Origin of the sequence: Pseudoxanthomonas sp. SGT-18 (genome assembly GCF_003931645.1) — a bacterium.
GTDB lineage: Bacteria > Pseudomonadota > Gammaproteobacteria > Xanthomonadales > Xanthomonadaceae > Pseudoxanthomonas.
On the sequence record NZ_RRYJ01000006.1, the window covers coordinates 188938 to 202895 of the forward strand.

Below are 13958 nucleotides of genomic sequence, written 5' to 3' on the forward strand. Positions count from 1 at the left end.
CCGCGCGCAGGCCGGATCGGCGGCGCCTGCTCAGCGGCTCTTGCTGGAGCGCAGCGCGGCCAGCCGCGGCGGCGGGCCGAAGCTGCGCGGGTCGGCATCGGCCCAGAATGCGCGGAACACCGCATGCGACGGGGTGCCGTGCAGCAGCTCGCCCGGTTCCAGGAAGTGGTACAGCGCGGCCAGCGAGCGGATCTCGGTCGGCGACACCCGGCGCAGGATGTGCTCCGGGCCCAGCTCGGATGGATGGGTGAGCCCGGCCGCGCACAACAGGTCGCGCAGCGCGCGCACGGTGTTGAGGTGGAACTGGTAGACCCGGGTGGCCTTGTCCTGCGGGTCCAGGTTGCGCCAGCGGCGCGGGTCCTGGGTGGCGATGCCGGTCGGGCAGCGGTCGGTGTGGCAGCTCAGCGACTGGATGCAGCCCAGGGCGAACATGAAGGCGCGGCCGGCGTTGCACCAGTCCGCGCCCATGGCCAGGGTGCGGGCGATGTCGAACGCGCTGGTGATCCGCCCTGCCCCGGCCAGGCGGATGCGCTGGCGCAGGCCCAGCCCGACCAGGGTGTTGTGCACCAGCATCAGGCCCTCGTGCATGGGCACGCCGATGTGGTCCATGAACTCCACCGGCGCCGCGCCGGTGCCGCCCTCGGCGCCGTCGACCACGATGAAGTCCGGCAGCAGGCCGCTTTCGTGCATCGCCTTGGCGACGGCGAACCATTCCCAGGGATGGCCGATGGCCAGCTTGAAGCCCACCGGCTTGCCGCCTGAAAGTTCGCGCAGCCTGGCCACGAACTGCAACAGGCCCAGCGGGGTGTCGAACTCCGGATGGCTGGAAGGCGAGACGCAGTCGGCGCCCATCGGCACGCCGCGGGTGGCGGCGATCTCGGCGCTGACCTTGGCCGCCGGCAGCACCCCGCCGTGGCCGGGCTTGGCGCCCTGCGACAGCTTGACCTCGATCATCCTCACCTGCGGCCGCGCCGCCTGCTCGGCGAAGCGCTCCGGGTCGAAGCGGCCGTTGCCATCACGGCAGCCGAAATAGCCCGAGCCCAGCTCCCAGACCAGGTCGCCGCCCGGCTCCAGGTGGTAGGGGGAGATCGAGCCCTCGCCGGTGTCGTGGTAGAAGCCGCCGCGGCGGGCGCCCTCGTTGAGCGCGCGGATCGCGTTGGCCGACAGCGAGCCGAAGCTCATCGCCGAGATGTTGAACACGCTGGCCCGGTACGGCTGGGCCGCGTCCGGGCCGACGGTGATGCGGAAGTCGTGGTCGGCGATCCTGGTCGGCGCCAGCGAGTGGTTGATCCACTCGTAGTCGGTGGCGTAGGCGTCCTGCAGGGTGCCGAACGGCACCACGTCCATCACGTTCTTGGCGCGCCGGTACACCAGCGCCCGCTGCTGGCGCGAGAACGGCACCTCGTCGGTATCGGCCTCGACGAAGTACTGGCGGATCTCCGGCCCGACCGATTCCAGCCCGTAGCGGAACCAGGCCAGCAGCGGATAGTTGCGGCGCAGGGTGCTGCGCTTCTGCAGCAGGTCGAGGGTGCCGAGCGCGACCAGAACCAGGCCGATGGCCGCGCCCCAGCCCCAGGAGGGCCAGCGCAGGGCCAGCGGGATCGAAACCAGCAGCAGGACCCAGGCGCCGGCGTAGCCGAGATAGCGGTGCATCGTGCCTCCTCGCGGGACGGAGCCCCGAGTCTAGCCAGACGCGCGCCGTGGCGTGGGCTACAGGCGCGCGTCCACCGCCTCGCGCGGCCACACCGACTTGACGTCGTACACCACCGCGCCGGGCCGTCCCAGCGCACGCACGCGCGCCGCGTCCCAGTCGCGGAACTGGGCATGGGCTACCGCCAGCACGATGGCGTCGTAGGCGCCCTGCTCCGGTGCCTCGCGCAGCGGCGCGCCCAGTGCGGCGGATTCGCCCGGGTCGGCCCAGGGATCGACCGCATCGACCCGGGCCCCGGCCGCACCAAGCTCCCGCACCAGGTCCAGCGCGCGGCTGTTGCGCAGGTCCGGGCAGTTCTCCTTGAAGGTCACGCCCAACACCAGCACGCGCGAACCGGCCGGCTCGCGCCCGCGCCCGCGCAGCAGCCCCAGCACCCTGGATACCACGTGCCCGACCACGCGCTCGTTGACCTCGCGCGCGGTGTGGATCAGCTCCGGATGGAAGCCGGCGCTGCGCGACTTGTGCAGCAGGTAGTACGGATCCACGCCGATGCAGTGGCCACCGACCAGGCCCGGCCGGAACGGCAGGAAGTTCCACTTGGTGCCGGCCGCCTCCAGCACGTCGCCGGTATCGATGCCCAGGCGGTCGAACACCAAGGCCAGTTCGTTGACCAGGGCGATGTTGACGTCGCGCTGGATGTTCTCCACCACCTTGGCGGCCTCGGCCACCCGGATCGACGGCGCCGGCCAGGTGCCGGCGGTGATGATCGAGCGGTACAACTCGTCCACCGCGCGCGCGGCGGCCGGGTGCGAGCCGGAAGTGATCTTGCGGATGTCGGCAAGGCGCCGGTGGTGGTCGCCGGGGCTCACCCGCTCGGGGCTGTAGCCGCAGCTGAAGTCCACGTTGAAGCGCAGCCCGGAGCCGGCCTCCAGGATCGGCACGCAGATCTCCTCGGTGGTGCCCGGATACACCGTGGATTCGTAGATCACCAGGTCGCCCGGCTTCAGCGCCGCGGCCACCAGCGCGGTGGCCTGGCGCAGCGGCTCCAGGTCCGGCTCGTGGAAGGCGTCGATCGGGGTGGGCACGGCGACGATGTGGATCGCGCATTCGCGCAGCGCGGCCGGGTCGGAGGCCAGCTCCAGGCCGGTGGCGGCGGCCAGCGCCTGCGGATCCATCTCGCGCGTGCGGTCGTGCCCGGCGCGCAGCTCGGCCACGCGGGTGGCGTCGACGTCGAAGCCGGTCACCTGCCGCCGCGAGGCGAACGCCACCGCCAGGGGAAGGCCCACGTAGCCCAGTCCAATGACCGCGATCCTGGCATCCCGGGCGGGGAGCGGTACCTCGATGTCGGTGGCCTGCATGTGCCTCCAGCAGCAATGTGGTGTGGTGCCCGGGGCGGGACTCGAACCCGCAAGGCCTCGCGGCCGGAAGATTTTAAGTCTCCTGTGTCTACCTGTTTCACCACCCGGGCGGGCAGTCCGCGGCGCGCGCCGCCGGCGCATTGTGCCATTGGCGGAGGGTCCGCCGCGGCGGGCTCCGCTAGAATGGCCCACCACCCGCGGCACGACGCGGGTCACGGGGAGGAGCAGTGCGCGCCAGGATCGAGGATGTCGCCGCCGCCGCGGGCGTTTCCATGAAGACGGTCTCGCGGGTGTTCAACCGCGAGCCCAACGTCCGCGAGGAAACCCGGTTGCGGGTCGAGGAAGCCGCGCGGCAGCTGAACTACCGCCCCAACACCTCCGCCCGCAGCCTCGCCGGCCGGCGCTCGTACCTGGTCTCGCTGCTGTACGACAACCCCTCGCCCAGCTACATCATGGAAGTGATCGAGGGCGTGCTGGCGGCCTGCGAGCAGTCGCACTACGGGCTGACCCTGCGCCCGGTCGACTTCGGCCAGCGCGGCCACGTCGAGTCGGTGGAAACGCTGATCAGCCAGTACCGTCCCGACGGCCTGATCCTCACCCCGCCGCTGACCGACGATGCCGCCCTGGTCAGGCGCCTGCGCGAGCTCAACGTGCGCTACGCCACGATCTCGGCCAAGCGCGACGGCGGCGGCATCGGCGCCACCCTGGACGAACGCGCGGCGGCGGCGGACATGATGGCCCACGTCGTCGCCCTCGGGCACCGCCGCATCGGCCACATCGCCGGCCACCGCAGCCATGGCGGCCGCGCCTGGCGCCTGGCCGGCTACCTCGACGGCCTGCGCCAGGCCGGGATCGAACCGGACCCGGACCTGGTGGTGGAAGGCGAGTTCTCGTTCGAGTCCGGCATCGCCGGCGCGCGCCAGCTGCTGGACATGGCCGACCCGCCCACCGCGATCTTCGCCGCCAACGACGACACCGCCTGCGGCGTGCTGTACGAGGCGGCCGCGCGCGGCCTGCGGGTGCCGGAGCAGCTGTCGGTATTCGGCTTCGACGACACCCCGATCTCGCGCCAGGTCTGGCCCAGCCTCACCACGGTGCGCCAGCCCAGCCGGGAAATGGGCCGGATCGCCGCCCAGCAGCTGATCGCGGCGATCGACGGCCACGGCCCGGCGCACATGGTGCGGGTGCCGTACCAGCTGCAGATCCGCCACTCCACCGGCCCCGCCCCGCGCCGCTGAGCGCCGGCGGAAGCCGGAAACGACAAGGCCCCGCTCTGGCGGGGCCTTTGTCTTGCCGGCCGCTCGGGGCGGCTGGCGGATTGGAGCGGGAAACGGGACTCGAACCCGCGACCTCAACCTTGGCAAGGTTGCGCTCTACCAACTGAGCTATTCCCGCATGAGTTTTTCGCCGGTACCGATGGAGGCCTGGGTCGGAATTGAACCGGCGTACGCGGATTTGCAGTCCGCTGCATAACCACTCTGCCACCAGGCCGGTGACCGGTACCGCCGGCAGCCGGGCCGCCGGAACCCCTCAAAACAAAACCCCGTCTCCGGGGCTTGTCGAGCCGCCGCTCGCCCTCGATGGAGGGCTTGCCACGACCATCGAACTGGAGCGGGAAACGGGACTCGAACCCGCGACCTCAACCTTGGCAAGGTTGCGCTCTACCAACTGAGCTATTCCCGCTTGGGAGACGCGCATTTTAGGGTTTTCACGAAACCTGTCAACTGGTCCCGTGCATTTTCCTGGCCTTCGAACGCGCGGCCGAGGCCTCCTCGTCCGCGCGCAGCGCCGGCCAGGCCGCGTGCAGGTACTGGAAGCCCGACCACAGCGTCAGCAGCGCGGCGATCGCCAGCAGCCAGTCGCCGACGTGGAACACCGGCTCGCCCATCCAGATGCCCGCGGTCGAGCGGTTCGGGCTGACCGAGTACAGCAGGCAGGACAGCGCGATCATCTGCGCGGTGGTCTTGATCTTGCCGATCATCGCCACCTTCACCATCGCCCGCTGGCCCAGCTCGGCCATCCACTCGCGCAGCGCCGACACCGCGATCTCGCGGCCGACGATCACCGCCGCCCAGAACGCCATCCACGGGGTCGGATGGCCCTGCACGATCAGGAACAGGGCCACCGCCACCATCAGCTTGTCGGCCACCGGGTCGAGGAAGGCGCCGAAGGCCGAGTGCATGCCGTAGCGGCGCGCGACCCAGCCATCCAGCCAGTCGGTGACGGCGGCGAGGATGAACACGCCGGCGGCGGCGAAGTTGGTCCATCTGTAAGGCAGGTAGAACACCAGGACCAGCACCGGGATCATCATGATCCGCAGCAGGGTCAGCCAGGTGGGTACGGTCAGGGTCATCGGTCTTGCGCGGATTCGGAGCCAGGCACGGGCAGCCCGTGCAGGGTAGCGTAGATGCGGGCGGCCAGGGCCGCGTTGATGCCTTCGACCCGGGCGATCTCCTCCTCGCCGGCGGCCTTGAGCCCGCCCAGGCCGCCGAAATGCTTCAGCAGCGCGGCGCGGCGGCGCGGGCCGATGCCGGGGATGTCCTCCAGGCGGCTGGTGGTGCGCGCCTTCTGGCGCTTGCCGCGGTGGCCGGTGATGGCAAAGCGGTGCGCCTCGTCGCGCACCTGCTGGATGAACTGCAGCGCCGGCGAGGCCGCGCCGGGGCGCACCTCGCGGCCGTCGGGGAACACCAGGGTCTCGTCGCCGGCACGCCGCTGCTCGCCCTTGGACACGCCCACCAGCAGCACGTTCTCCACGCCCAGGTCGGCCAGTGCCGCGCGCGCCTGCGCCAGCTGCCCGGCGCCGCCGTCGATCAGCAGCACGTCGGGCAGGACCGCGTTGGAACCCGGCGGCGCCACGCCGGCCTCGGCCTCCATCGCACGGCGGAAGCGCCGCTCGATCGCCTGGCGCATCGCGGCGTAGTCGTCGCCCGGCTCGATCCCGGTGATGTTGTAGCGGCGGTATTGGTTGCGCACCGGCCCGGCCGGGTCGAACACCACGCACGAGGCCACGGTGGCCTCGCCCAGGGTGTGGCTGATGTCGAAGCACTCCACGCGCGAGGGCACTTCCTCCAGGCCCAGCAGCTCGCGCAGGGCCTCGCTGCGCACCTGTTGCGCGTTGCGGCTGGCCAGTTCGCTGGCCAGGGCCACCTTGGCGTTGCGCCTGGCCAGTTCCAGGTAGCCGGCGCGCTCGCCGCGCACGCTGGACTTCAGCGCCACCCTGCGCCCCGCCCCCTCGGCCAGCGCCGCCTCGATCACCTCGGCGTCGGGGATCGCGCGGTCCAGCACGATCTCCGGCGGCGCCGGCTGCTCGGCGTAGTACTGCGACACGAAGGCTGCCAGCACCTCCTCGGCGCTGTCCTCGCCGTTGGTGCGCGGGAAGAACGCGCGGGTGCCGAGGTTGCGGCCGTCGCGGAACGCCAGCAGCAGCACGCAGGCGTGGCTGCCCTGCATCTCGCAGGCGATCACGTCCAGGTTGGCGGCATGGCCGTCCACGTACTGCCGCGCCTGCATGCCGCGCAGCTGCGCCAGCAGGTCGCGCAGGCGCGCGGCCTCCTCGAACTCCAGCGCCTGGCTGGCCTTCTCCATCGCCGCCGACAGTTCCTTGCCCAGCTCGTCGCTGCGGCCTTCCAGGAACAGCGAGGCGCGGCGCACCGATTCGGCGTAGTCCTCCTCCGCCACCAGGCCCACGCACGGCGCGCTGCAGCGGCCGATCTGGTACTGCAGGCAGGGCCGGCTGCGGTTGCGGAACACGCTGTCCTCGCAGCTGCGCAGGCGGAACAGCTTGTGCATCAGGTTCATGGTCTCGCGCACCGCGCCGGCGCTGGCGTACGGGCCGAAGTAGCGCCCCGGCACCGCGCGCGGGCCGCGGTGGAAGGCCAGCCGCGGCCACTGTTCGCGGGTCAGCAGCACGTACGGGTAGCTCTTGTCGTCGCGCAGGGAGACGTTGTAGCGCGGCGACAGCGACTTGATCAGCTGGTTCTCCAGCAGCAGCGCCTCGGCCTCGGTGCGGGTGACCGTGACCTCCATGCGCGCGATCTGGGCGACCATCGCCTGGATCCGCGGGGTCTTGGGCGTGTTGCTGAAATAGCTGGCCACGCGCCGCTTGAGCGCGCCGGCCTTGCCGACGTACAGCAGGCTGCCGTCGGCCGCGTACATGCGGTACACGCCCGGGGCCAGGCTCAGGCCGGAAACGAAGGCCTTGCCGTCGAACTCCGGTACCGCGGGGCTGCTCATTCGCTGATGGTCACGTCGCCCAGTTCGCCGGTGACGATGTCGTAGCGCAGCACGGCGTGGGCGTCGGTCTCGGCGATCCAGACCGCGCCGCCGCCGATCGCCAGGCCGGTCGGGCCGTGCAGGCGCCGCGGCAGGCTCACCGTGGTCAGTTCGCCGCCGCCCAGGCGCAAGGTGCGCAGGCTGCCGTTGCCGCTGTCGGCGATCCACAGCAGCGGCGCGTCCGCGCTCAGGGCGATGCCCTGCGGATGCTGCAGGCGGGCGCTGGCGCGCGGGCCGTCGGCGTCGCCGAAATCCCACATGCCCTGCCCCACCAGGGTCTGGACCAGGTCGCTGCGCAGCTGCAGCGAGCGGATCGCCGAGCCCAGCGCGTCGCACACGTACAGCACCTGCTGCACCGCGGCCAGCCCGGCGGGCTGGGCGAACGCGGCGATGGTGCGGGCGTTGCCGTCGCGCATCTCCAGGCGCCCGGTGCCAGCGCGCAGCGACAGCTCGCTGCGGCCCAGGTCGTAGCTCCACAGGCGGTTGTCGCCGGCGCAGGCGATGTGCACCTGGTTGGCGGCCACGGCCAGCGCCACCGGGTGGTCGAGCGAGGTGCCGGTGCTGGCCACCGGCCCTTCCACCGGCTCGCCGGGGCGACCGGTGCCGCACAGCGTGTCCACCGTGCCCTTGAGCAGGTTGATCCGGCGCAGGGCATGGTTGCCGGTGTCGGCCACGTACAGGAACTCGCGCTCCAGGGCCAGGCCCTGCGGGCGGTTGAACGCGGCCTGGTCGTGCGGGCCGTCCATCGCGTCGGCGGTGCCCAGGCCGAACTGGCGCAGGATGCGCCCGGCGTGGTTGCACTCCAGGATGCGGTGGTGCCCGGTGTCGGCGATGAACAGGCGCTCGGCGCTGACCGCCACCGCGGTGGGGAAGCGCAGCGCCAGGCGCGGCTCGGGCACGGTTTCCACCAGCCGCACCTCCTCCGGGTGCGGGGGCGGCGCGTCCGCGGCCAGGGCCGACAGCGCGCGGTCCAGGTCGCCGCCCAGGCCGACGATGCGCTCGCGCTCGCGGCCCTGCGCGTCGACCAGCAGCAGGGTCGGCCAGGATTCGATGCCGTAGCGCTGCCAGGCCGCCCAGTCGGCGTCCAGCAGCGCGGGGAAGCTGCTGCCATGGCGGCGCAGCAGCTTCAGCGAGCGCTGCGGCTGGCGCTCGCAATCGAAGCGCGGCACCTGCAGCACCAGCACGTGCAGCTTGCCCGGGTTGCGCGCCTGCCAGTTCGCCAGCTCCTGCAGGCGCTGGGTGCACCAGGCCGAGGCGGCGTTGACGAAGGCCAGCACGACCGGGCGGCCGCGCAGGTCGTGGAGGGAGGCCGGGTTGGCGTTGAGCCAGTCGAGGCCGGCGGGCAGTTCCTGGAGGGTCGCCGCGTTCATGGGGCGATTATGCCGGAGCCGGCGCGGCTGGAAAGCCGTTCGACCGCGGCCCGGGCCGCGGCGTCGACCAGGCTCCAGACTTCCTCGAAGTGTTCCTCCCCGCCGTAGTACGGATCGGGCACCTCGCCGCCGGGCACGGTCCCGGCCCAGTCCAGCAGCAGCGCGACCTTGCCGCGTGCCTGCGCCGGGGCCAGCCGGCGCACGTCGCGCAGGTTGTCGGCGTCGGCGCAGAGCAGCCAGTCGAAGTCCTCGAAGTCGCGGCTGCGGACCTGGCGTGCACGCAGGCCGCCGATGTCCACGCCGTGGCGGCGGGCGCAGGTGATGGCGCGGCGGTCCGGCGGCTCGCCGGCGTGCCAGCCGCCGGTGCCGGCCGAGTCCACCTCCACCCGCCCGGCCAGGTGCGAGGCGGCGATCCGGGCGCGCAGCGCGCCCTCGGCCATCGGCGAGCGGCAGATGTTGCCCAGGCACACGACCAGGATCCGGGTGGTGCTCATGCGCCCAGCTCCCGCAGGCGGGCCTCGGCGCGCTCCAGGTCCTCCTGGGTGTCCACGCCCGGAGGGAACGGCTCCGGGGTCAGGGCCACGGCGATGCGGTGGCCGGCTTCCAGCACCCGCAGCTGCTCCAGCGATTCGACCCGCTCCAGCACGCCCGGCGGCATCGCCGCGAAGGTGCGCAGGAAGCCGGCGTGGTAGGCGTAGATGCCGATGTGGCGCAGCCAGTGTCCGCCTTCCGGCAGCACGCTGCGGTCACGGGCGAAGGCGTCGCGCGGCCACGGCAGCGGCGCGCGGCTGAAGTACAGGGCGTCGCCGTTGGCGGCGCGCACCAGCTTGACCGTGTTGGGATCGAACAGGACTTCGGCCTCGGTCACCGGCGCGGCCAGGGTCGCCATCGCCGCCCCGCTGGCGGCCAGCAGCCGCGCGACTTCGCGGATGCCGCTGGCCGGGGCGAAGGGCTCGTCGCCCTGCAGGTTGACCACCAGGGTGTCGTCGCTCCAGCCGGCGATCGCGGCGCATTCGGCCAGGCGGTCGGTGCCGGAAGCGTGGTCGGGCGAGGTCATGGCCACGCGCACGCCGGGCTGGCCGGCCACGGCCTCGGCCACGCGCGCGTCGTCGGTGGCCAGCCAGACCTCGCGTGCGCCGGCGGCCAGCGCGCGCCGCGCCACGTGCAGCACCAGCGGTTCCCCGCCGAGCGGGCGCAGCGGCTTGCCCGGCAGGCGGCTGGCGGCGTAGCGGGCCGGCACGGCGACCACGAAATCCAGTTGCGACATGACGTTCTCCGGTCGTGCGATCTGTCCAGGACGGCCGCCGCGGCGGCCGGATGCGGCCTTCAGCCTTCGCGCGGCGGCGGGCCCAGGCGGTCCAGCAGCGCCACCCAGAACGCGGCCGGCAGTTCGGCGTCCACCGGCACCGCGTGGCAGCGCTCGTCGGCGAAGGCGGCGCACTTCACCGCGTCCTTCTCGGTCATCAGCACCGGCAGGTCGTTGCCGAACTCCAGGTCCGCCGGCTGGTAGGCGTGGTGGTCGGCGAAGGCATGCGGGACCACGCCGATCCCGGCCGCGCGCAGGGTATCGAAGAAGCGTTCGGGGTTGCCGATCCCGGCGACCGCGTGCACGCGCAACCCGGCGAACGCCGCCAGCGGCCGCGGCCGGCCGCCGGCCAGCGGCAGCACGCTGCGGGTGCGCAGGTACATCGGCCATTCGCCGAAGCCGGTGGCGCAGGCGGCGGGCCGCTCCGCGGCGCGACCGGTCCCCGGCGCGCTGGCCGCGGCGCCGCCGTGGCCCAGGTTGACCACGCGGAAGTCGCAGCGGCGGCCGCGCTCGGCCGGTTCGCGCAACGGTCCCGCCGGGAGCATGCGGCCGTTGCCGTAGCGGCGCGCGCCGTCGATCACCTCGATCTCGACGTCGCGCTCCAGGCGGTAGTGCTGCAGGCCGTCGTCGCACACCACCACGTCGCAGCCGGCCTCGACCAGGGCGCGCGCGGCGGCGGCGCGGTCGCGGTCGACCCGCACCGGCACCGCGGCGCGGCGCGCGATCAGCACCGGCTCGTCGCCGCCCTGCTCCACCGGGGTCTCCGGCAGCACCCAGCGCGGCGCGGTGTCGGCGCGGCCGTAGCCGCGACTGGCCACGCCCGGGCGCCAGCCTTCGCGGCGCAGGCGCTCGACCAGGGCCAGGGTCAGCGGGGTCTTGCCGGCGCCGCCGGCGGCCAGGTTGCCGACCACCACCACCGGCACCGGCACGCTGTGCCGGCGCAGCAGGCCGATCCGGTAGAGCCGGCCACGCAGGGCGATGGCCGCGGCGTAGACCGTGGCCAGCAGCCGTGCCGGCAGCGGCACCGGGCCGTCGTTGAACCACCAGGAAGGGGTCTTCGGGGCGCCGCGGCTCATGCCCGGACCTCCCCGGGCGCCGCGCCGGCGTTCGCCGCTGCCACCCAACCGCTGTGCAGGATCCCGCGCATCACGCCTGGCGCTCGCGGAACTGGGCGCTGTGCAGGTGGGCGTAGAGGCCGCCGGCGGCGACCAGCTCGGCGTGGGTGCCGCGCTCCACGATCCGGCCCTGGTCCAGCACCAGCACCTGGTCGGCGTGCTCGATGGTCGACAGGCGGTGGGCGATCACCAGGGTGGTGCGCTCGGGCATCAGCCGCTGCAGTGCGTCCTGCACCAGGCGCTCGGATTCGTTGTCCAGGGCCGCGGTGGCCTCGTCCAGGATCAGGATCGGCGCGTCGCGCAGGATCGCGCGGGCGATCGCCAGGCGCTGGCGCTGCCCCCCGGACAGCAGCGCGCCGTTCTCGCCGATCGGGGTATCCAGGCCCTGCGGCAGGCGCTCGATGAACTCCCAGGCGTTGGCCGCCTCGGCCGCGGCGCGGATCGCCTCGTGGCTGGCGTCGGAGCCGTAGGCGATGTTGGCGGCGACGGTGTCGTCGAACAGCATCACCTTCTGCCCGACCAGGGCGATCTGCCGGCGCAGGTCGCTCATGCGGTACTCACTGAGCGGCACCCCGTCCAGGGTGATGCGCCCGGCGCTGGGCTCGTAGAAGCGCGGCACCAGCCGCACCAGGCTGGTCTTGCCCGAGCCGGAGCGGCCGACGATCGCGGTCACCGTGCCCGGGCGGGCGACGAAGCTGACATCGTCCAGGGCGAAGCCGGGCTGGCCGCGGTAGCGCAGGCTGACGTGCTCGAACGCCAGCTCGCCGCGGGCGCGGTCGATGCGGCGGGTGCCGGTGTCGGTCTCTTCCTCGCTGTCGATGATCTGGAACAGCCGCTCGGCCGCGGACACACCGCGCGCGACCGCGGTCTGCACGCTGGTCACCCGGCGCAGCGAGGGGATGATGGCCATCATCGCGGTCATCAGCATGACGAAGTCGCCGGCATCGAGGCGGCCCTGCAGCGCCTCGCGCGCGGCCACCCAGACGATCGCCGCCAGCGCCAGCGCCGCCAGCAGCTGGACCATGGCCGAGGCGCCGGCGCGGGTGCTCTCGACCTTCATGTTCAGGCCCAGGATGCGGTTGGCGAGGCTGGCGTAGCGCCCGGTCTCCAGCGACTGCGCGCCGTGGATCTTGACGTCCTGCTGCGCCGCCAGCGACTGCTCGGCACTGGCGGCCATGCGCCCCATGCCGTCCTGGATGCCGCCGCTGATGCGGCGGTAGCGCTTGCCCACGTACCACACGATCACGCCGATCAGAGGGGTGATCAGCAGCATGGCGAAGGTCACCTTGATGCTGGCCCACAGCATGATCCCGAGCAGGCCGGCGATGGTCAGGCTGTCGGTGACCAGGGTCTTCAGCGCCTCGGAGCTGGCCTGGGTGACCTGTTCGGTGTCGAAGTTCAGGCGGCTGACCATCACCGGGGTGGATTCGGCGTCGAAGTGCGCCGACGGCAGCCGCAGGTACTTGGCCAGCACCTGCTCGCGCAGGTCGCGGACCACGCTGCGGCCGGTGCGGGCCATGCCATAGTCGGTGACGAAGGTGGCCAGGCTGCGCAGCACGAACAGGCCGACGATGGCCAGCGGCAGGAACACCGCGTCCTCGGCCGTGGGCTGCACGAAGTTGTTGGTCAGCGGCTTCATCAGCCGCACGAAGCTGGCGCCGGCCACGGCTTCCACCGCCATGCCGACCAGGGCGGCGGCCAGGAACATCCAGTACCTGCGGGTGTAGCCGAGCAGGCGCCGATAGATCGGCCAGACCGGTTGCCGGGGGGTACGACTCAAGACTGCGGCTCCGGTGCGGTGGCGATGGCGATGCGGCGGAAGCCCAGCTGGGCCAGGGCGTCCTGGGCGGTGACCACCGCCTGGTACGGGGTGCGGGCGTCGGCGCGCAGCATCACCGGCAGCTCGCGGTCGTCGCCGGCGGCCGCGGCGATGGCCTGCTTGACCGCCTCCACGTCGGTGCGCAGCACCTCCTGCTCGCCGACGAAGTAGCGGCCGTCGGCGTTGACCAGGATGTTGAGGGTCTTCGGCGGCGCCGGCTGCTGCGCGCTGGCCACCGGCAGCTGCAGCTGCAGGGTCGAGCGGACGTCGAAGGTGGTGGTGATCACGAAGAAGATGATCAGCACCAGGATGACGTCGATCAGCGGCACCAGGTCGATGCCCGGCTCGTCGTAGGCGCGCTGGTCGCGGATACGCATGGCCGTCCCTCAGCCGCGCACCGGGGCCGCCGGCGCCGGGCGCTGCACCGGGCGCGCCGCGGCCGGGCGGGCGGCGCCGGGCGCGCGCTCCAGGGCGTCGAGCAGCGCGGTGGCCTGTTCCTCCATCTCGATCACGTAGCCGGCGATGCGGCTGCGGAAATAACGGTGGAACACCAGCGAGGGCACCGCCACGATCATGCCGGTGGCGGTGCACACCAGCGCCTTGCCGATGCCGCCGGCCAGCTGGTTCACGTCGCCCAGGCCATGGTCGAGGATCCCCAGGAACATCTGGATCATGCCGATCACCGTGCCCAGCAGGCCCAGCAGCGGGCCGGCCGAGGCGATCGTGCCCAAGGCGCTGAGGAAGCGCTCCATGCGGTGCACCAGGTGGCGGCCGGTGTCCTCCAGGCGCTCGCGGATCAGCTCGCGCGGGCGGTGGCGCACGTCCAGCGCCGCCGCCAGCAGCGCACCCAGCGGCGAGTTGCGCCGCAGCGATTCGATGTGGGCCGGTTCCAGCTCGCCGCGGGCCGCCCAGTTACGGACTTCCTCGCCCAGGCGCGGGGGCATGACCTCCACCCGGCGCAGGCTCCACAGCCGCTCGATGATGATCGCCAGGGCGACGAGACCCAAGAGGATCAGCGGCAGCATCGGCCAGCCACCGGCCTTGACCAGTTCCCACACCTGAACCAC

12 protein-coding genes and 4 tRNA genes are annotated in these 13958 nt (G+C 72.7%); 1 reads left to right on the forward strand and 15 read right to left on the reverse strand.

The genetic code is table 11. From position 1 onward, the window contains the following. Nucleotides 1–30 precede the first annotated feature (30 nt). The 3 genes from EIM47_RS10165 to EIM47_RS10175 all read right to left on the reverse strand — a co-directional run bounded on the left by EIM47_RS10165 (nt 31) and on the right by EIM47_RS10175 (nt 3119). A complete protein-coding gene (locus tag EIM47_RS10165; protein ID WP_125076821.1) occupies nt 31–1653 on the reverse strand; it encodes an FMN-binding glutamate synthase family protein in 1623 nt (540 codons plus the stop codon). Nucleotides 1654–1710: 57 nt separating this feature from the next. Then, on the reverse strand, nt 1711–3009 hold the full coding sequence (locus EIM47_RS10170) for a nucleotide sugar dehydrogenase (protein WP_019399374.1): 1299 nt from the start codon (nt 3007–3009) through the stop codon (nt 1711–1713). Between the two features lie 23 nt (nt 3010–3032). After that, nucleotides 3033–3119: transfer RNA gene (locus EIM47_RS10175), tRNA-Leu, on the reverse strand. 117 nt (nt 3120–3236) lie between these two features. Between EIM47_RS10175 and EIM47_RS10180 the strand changes: the two genes are divergently transcribed. Further along, on the forward strand, nt 3237–4247 hold the full coding sequence (locus EIM47_RS10180) for a LacI family DNA-binding transcriptional regulator (protein WP_026010684.1): 1011 nt from the start codon (nt 3237–3239) through the stop codon (nt 4245–4247). 81 nt (nt 4248–4328) lie between these two features. Here the strand turns inward: EIM47_RS10180 and EIM47_RS10185 are convergent. The 12 genes from EIM47_RS10185 to EIM47_RS10240 all read right to left on the reverse strand — a co-directional run bounded on the left by EIM47_RS10185 (nt 4329) and on the right by EIM47_RS10240 (nt 13949). Then, nucleotides 4329–4404: transfer RNA gene (locus tag EIM47_RS10185), tRNA-Gly, on the reverse strand. 22 nt (nt 4405–4426) lie between these two features. Further along, nucleotides 4427–4500, reverse strand: a tRNA-Cys gene (locus tag EIM47_RS10190). A gap of 116 nt (nt 4501–4616) precedes the next feature. Then, nucleotides 4617–4692 (reverse strand) — tRNA-Gly (locus EIM47_RS10195). Between the two features lie 37 nt (nt 4693–4729). After that, complete coding sequence (gene pgsA, locus EIM47_RS10200; RefSeq protein ID WP_019399376.1) at nt 4730–5362, reverse strand: CDP-diacylglycerol--glycerol-3-phosphate 3-phosphatidyltransferase; 633 nt, start codon at nt 5360–5362, stop codon at nt 4730–4732. Further along, nucleotides 5359–7242, reverse strand: coding sequence for an excinuclease ABC subunit UvrC (gene uvrC, locus EIM47_RS10205; protein WP_125076822.1), 1884 nt, complete (start codon nt 7240–7242; stop codon nt 5359–5361). Before uvrC ends, pgsA begins: the two co-directional genes overlap by 4 nt. After that, nucleotides 7239–8651 (reverse strand): redoxin domain-containing protein, encoded by a 1413-nt coding sequence (locus EIM47_RS10210; protein ID WP_125076823.1) that lies wholly within the window; start codon nt 8649–8651, stop codon nt 7239–7241. Before EIM47_RS10210 ends, uvrC begins: the two co-directional genes overlap by 4 nt. Beyond that, nucleotides 8648–9145: a low molecular weight protein-tyrosine-phosphatase gene (locus EIM47_RS10215; RefSeq protein WP_125076824.1), complete on the reverse strand. Its 498-nt coding sequence runs from the start codon at nt 9143–9145 to the stop codon at nt 8648–8650. Before EIM47_RS10215 ends, EIM47_RS10210 begins: the two co-directional genes overlap by 4 nt. Beyond that, the gene (kdsB, locus tag EIM47_RS10220) at nt 9142–9918 is read right to left on the reverse strand and encodes a 3-deoxy-manno-octulosonate cytidylyltransferase (protein ID WP_125076825.1); all 777 of its coding nucleotides are present in this window, start codon (nt 9916–9918) and stop codon (nt 9142–9144) included. Before kdsB ends, EIM47_RS10215 begins: the two co-directional genes overlap by 4 nt. A gap of 59 nt (nt 9919–9977) precedes the next feature. Then, entirely contained in the window at nt 9978–11033 is a 1056-nt protein-coding gene (gene lpxK / locus EIM47_RS10225; RefSeq protein ID WP_125076826.1) for a tetraacyldisaccharide 4'-kinase, read from the reverse strand. Nucleotides 11034–11103: 70 nt separating this feature from the next. Further along, nucleotides 11104–12852, reverse strand: a complete 1749-nt coding sequence (gene msbA / locus EIM47_RS10230) for a lipid A export permease/ATP-binding protein MsbA (protein WP_125076827.1) — start codon at nt 12850–12852, stop codon at nt 11104–11106. Beyond that, nucleotides 12849–13268 (reverse strand): biopolymer transporter ExbD, encoded by a 420-nt coding sequence (locus EIM47_RS10235; protein WP_028914906.1) that lies wholly within the window; start codon nt 13266–13268, stop codon nt 12849–12851. Before EIM47_RS10235 ends, msbA begins: the two co-directional genes overlap by 4 nt. Nucleotides 13269–13277: 9 nt before the next feature. Further along, nucleotides 13278–13949, reverse strand: a complete 672-nt coding sequence (locus EIM47_RS10240; RefSeq protein ID WP_125076850.1) for a MotA/TolQ/ExbB proton channel family protein — start codon at nt 13947–13949, stop codon at nt 13278–13280. Nucleotides 13950–13958 lie beyond the last annotated feature (9 nt).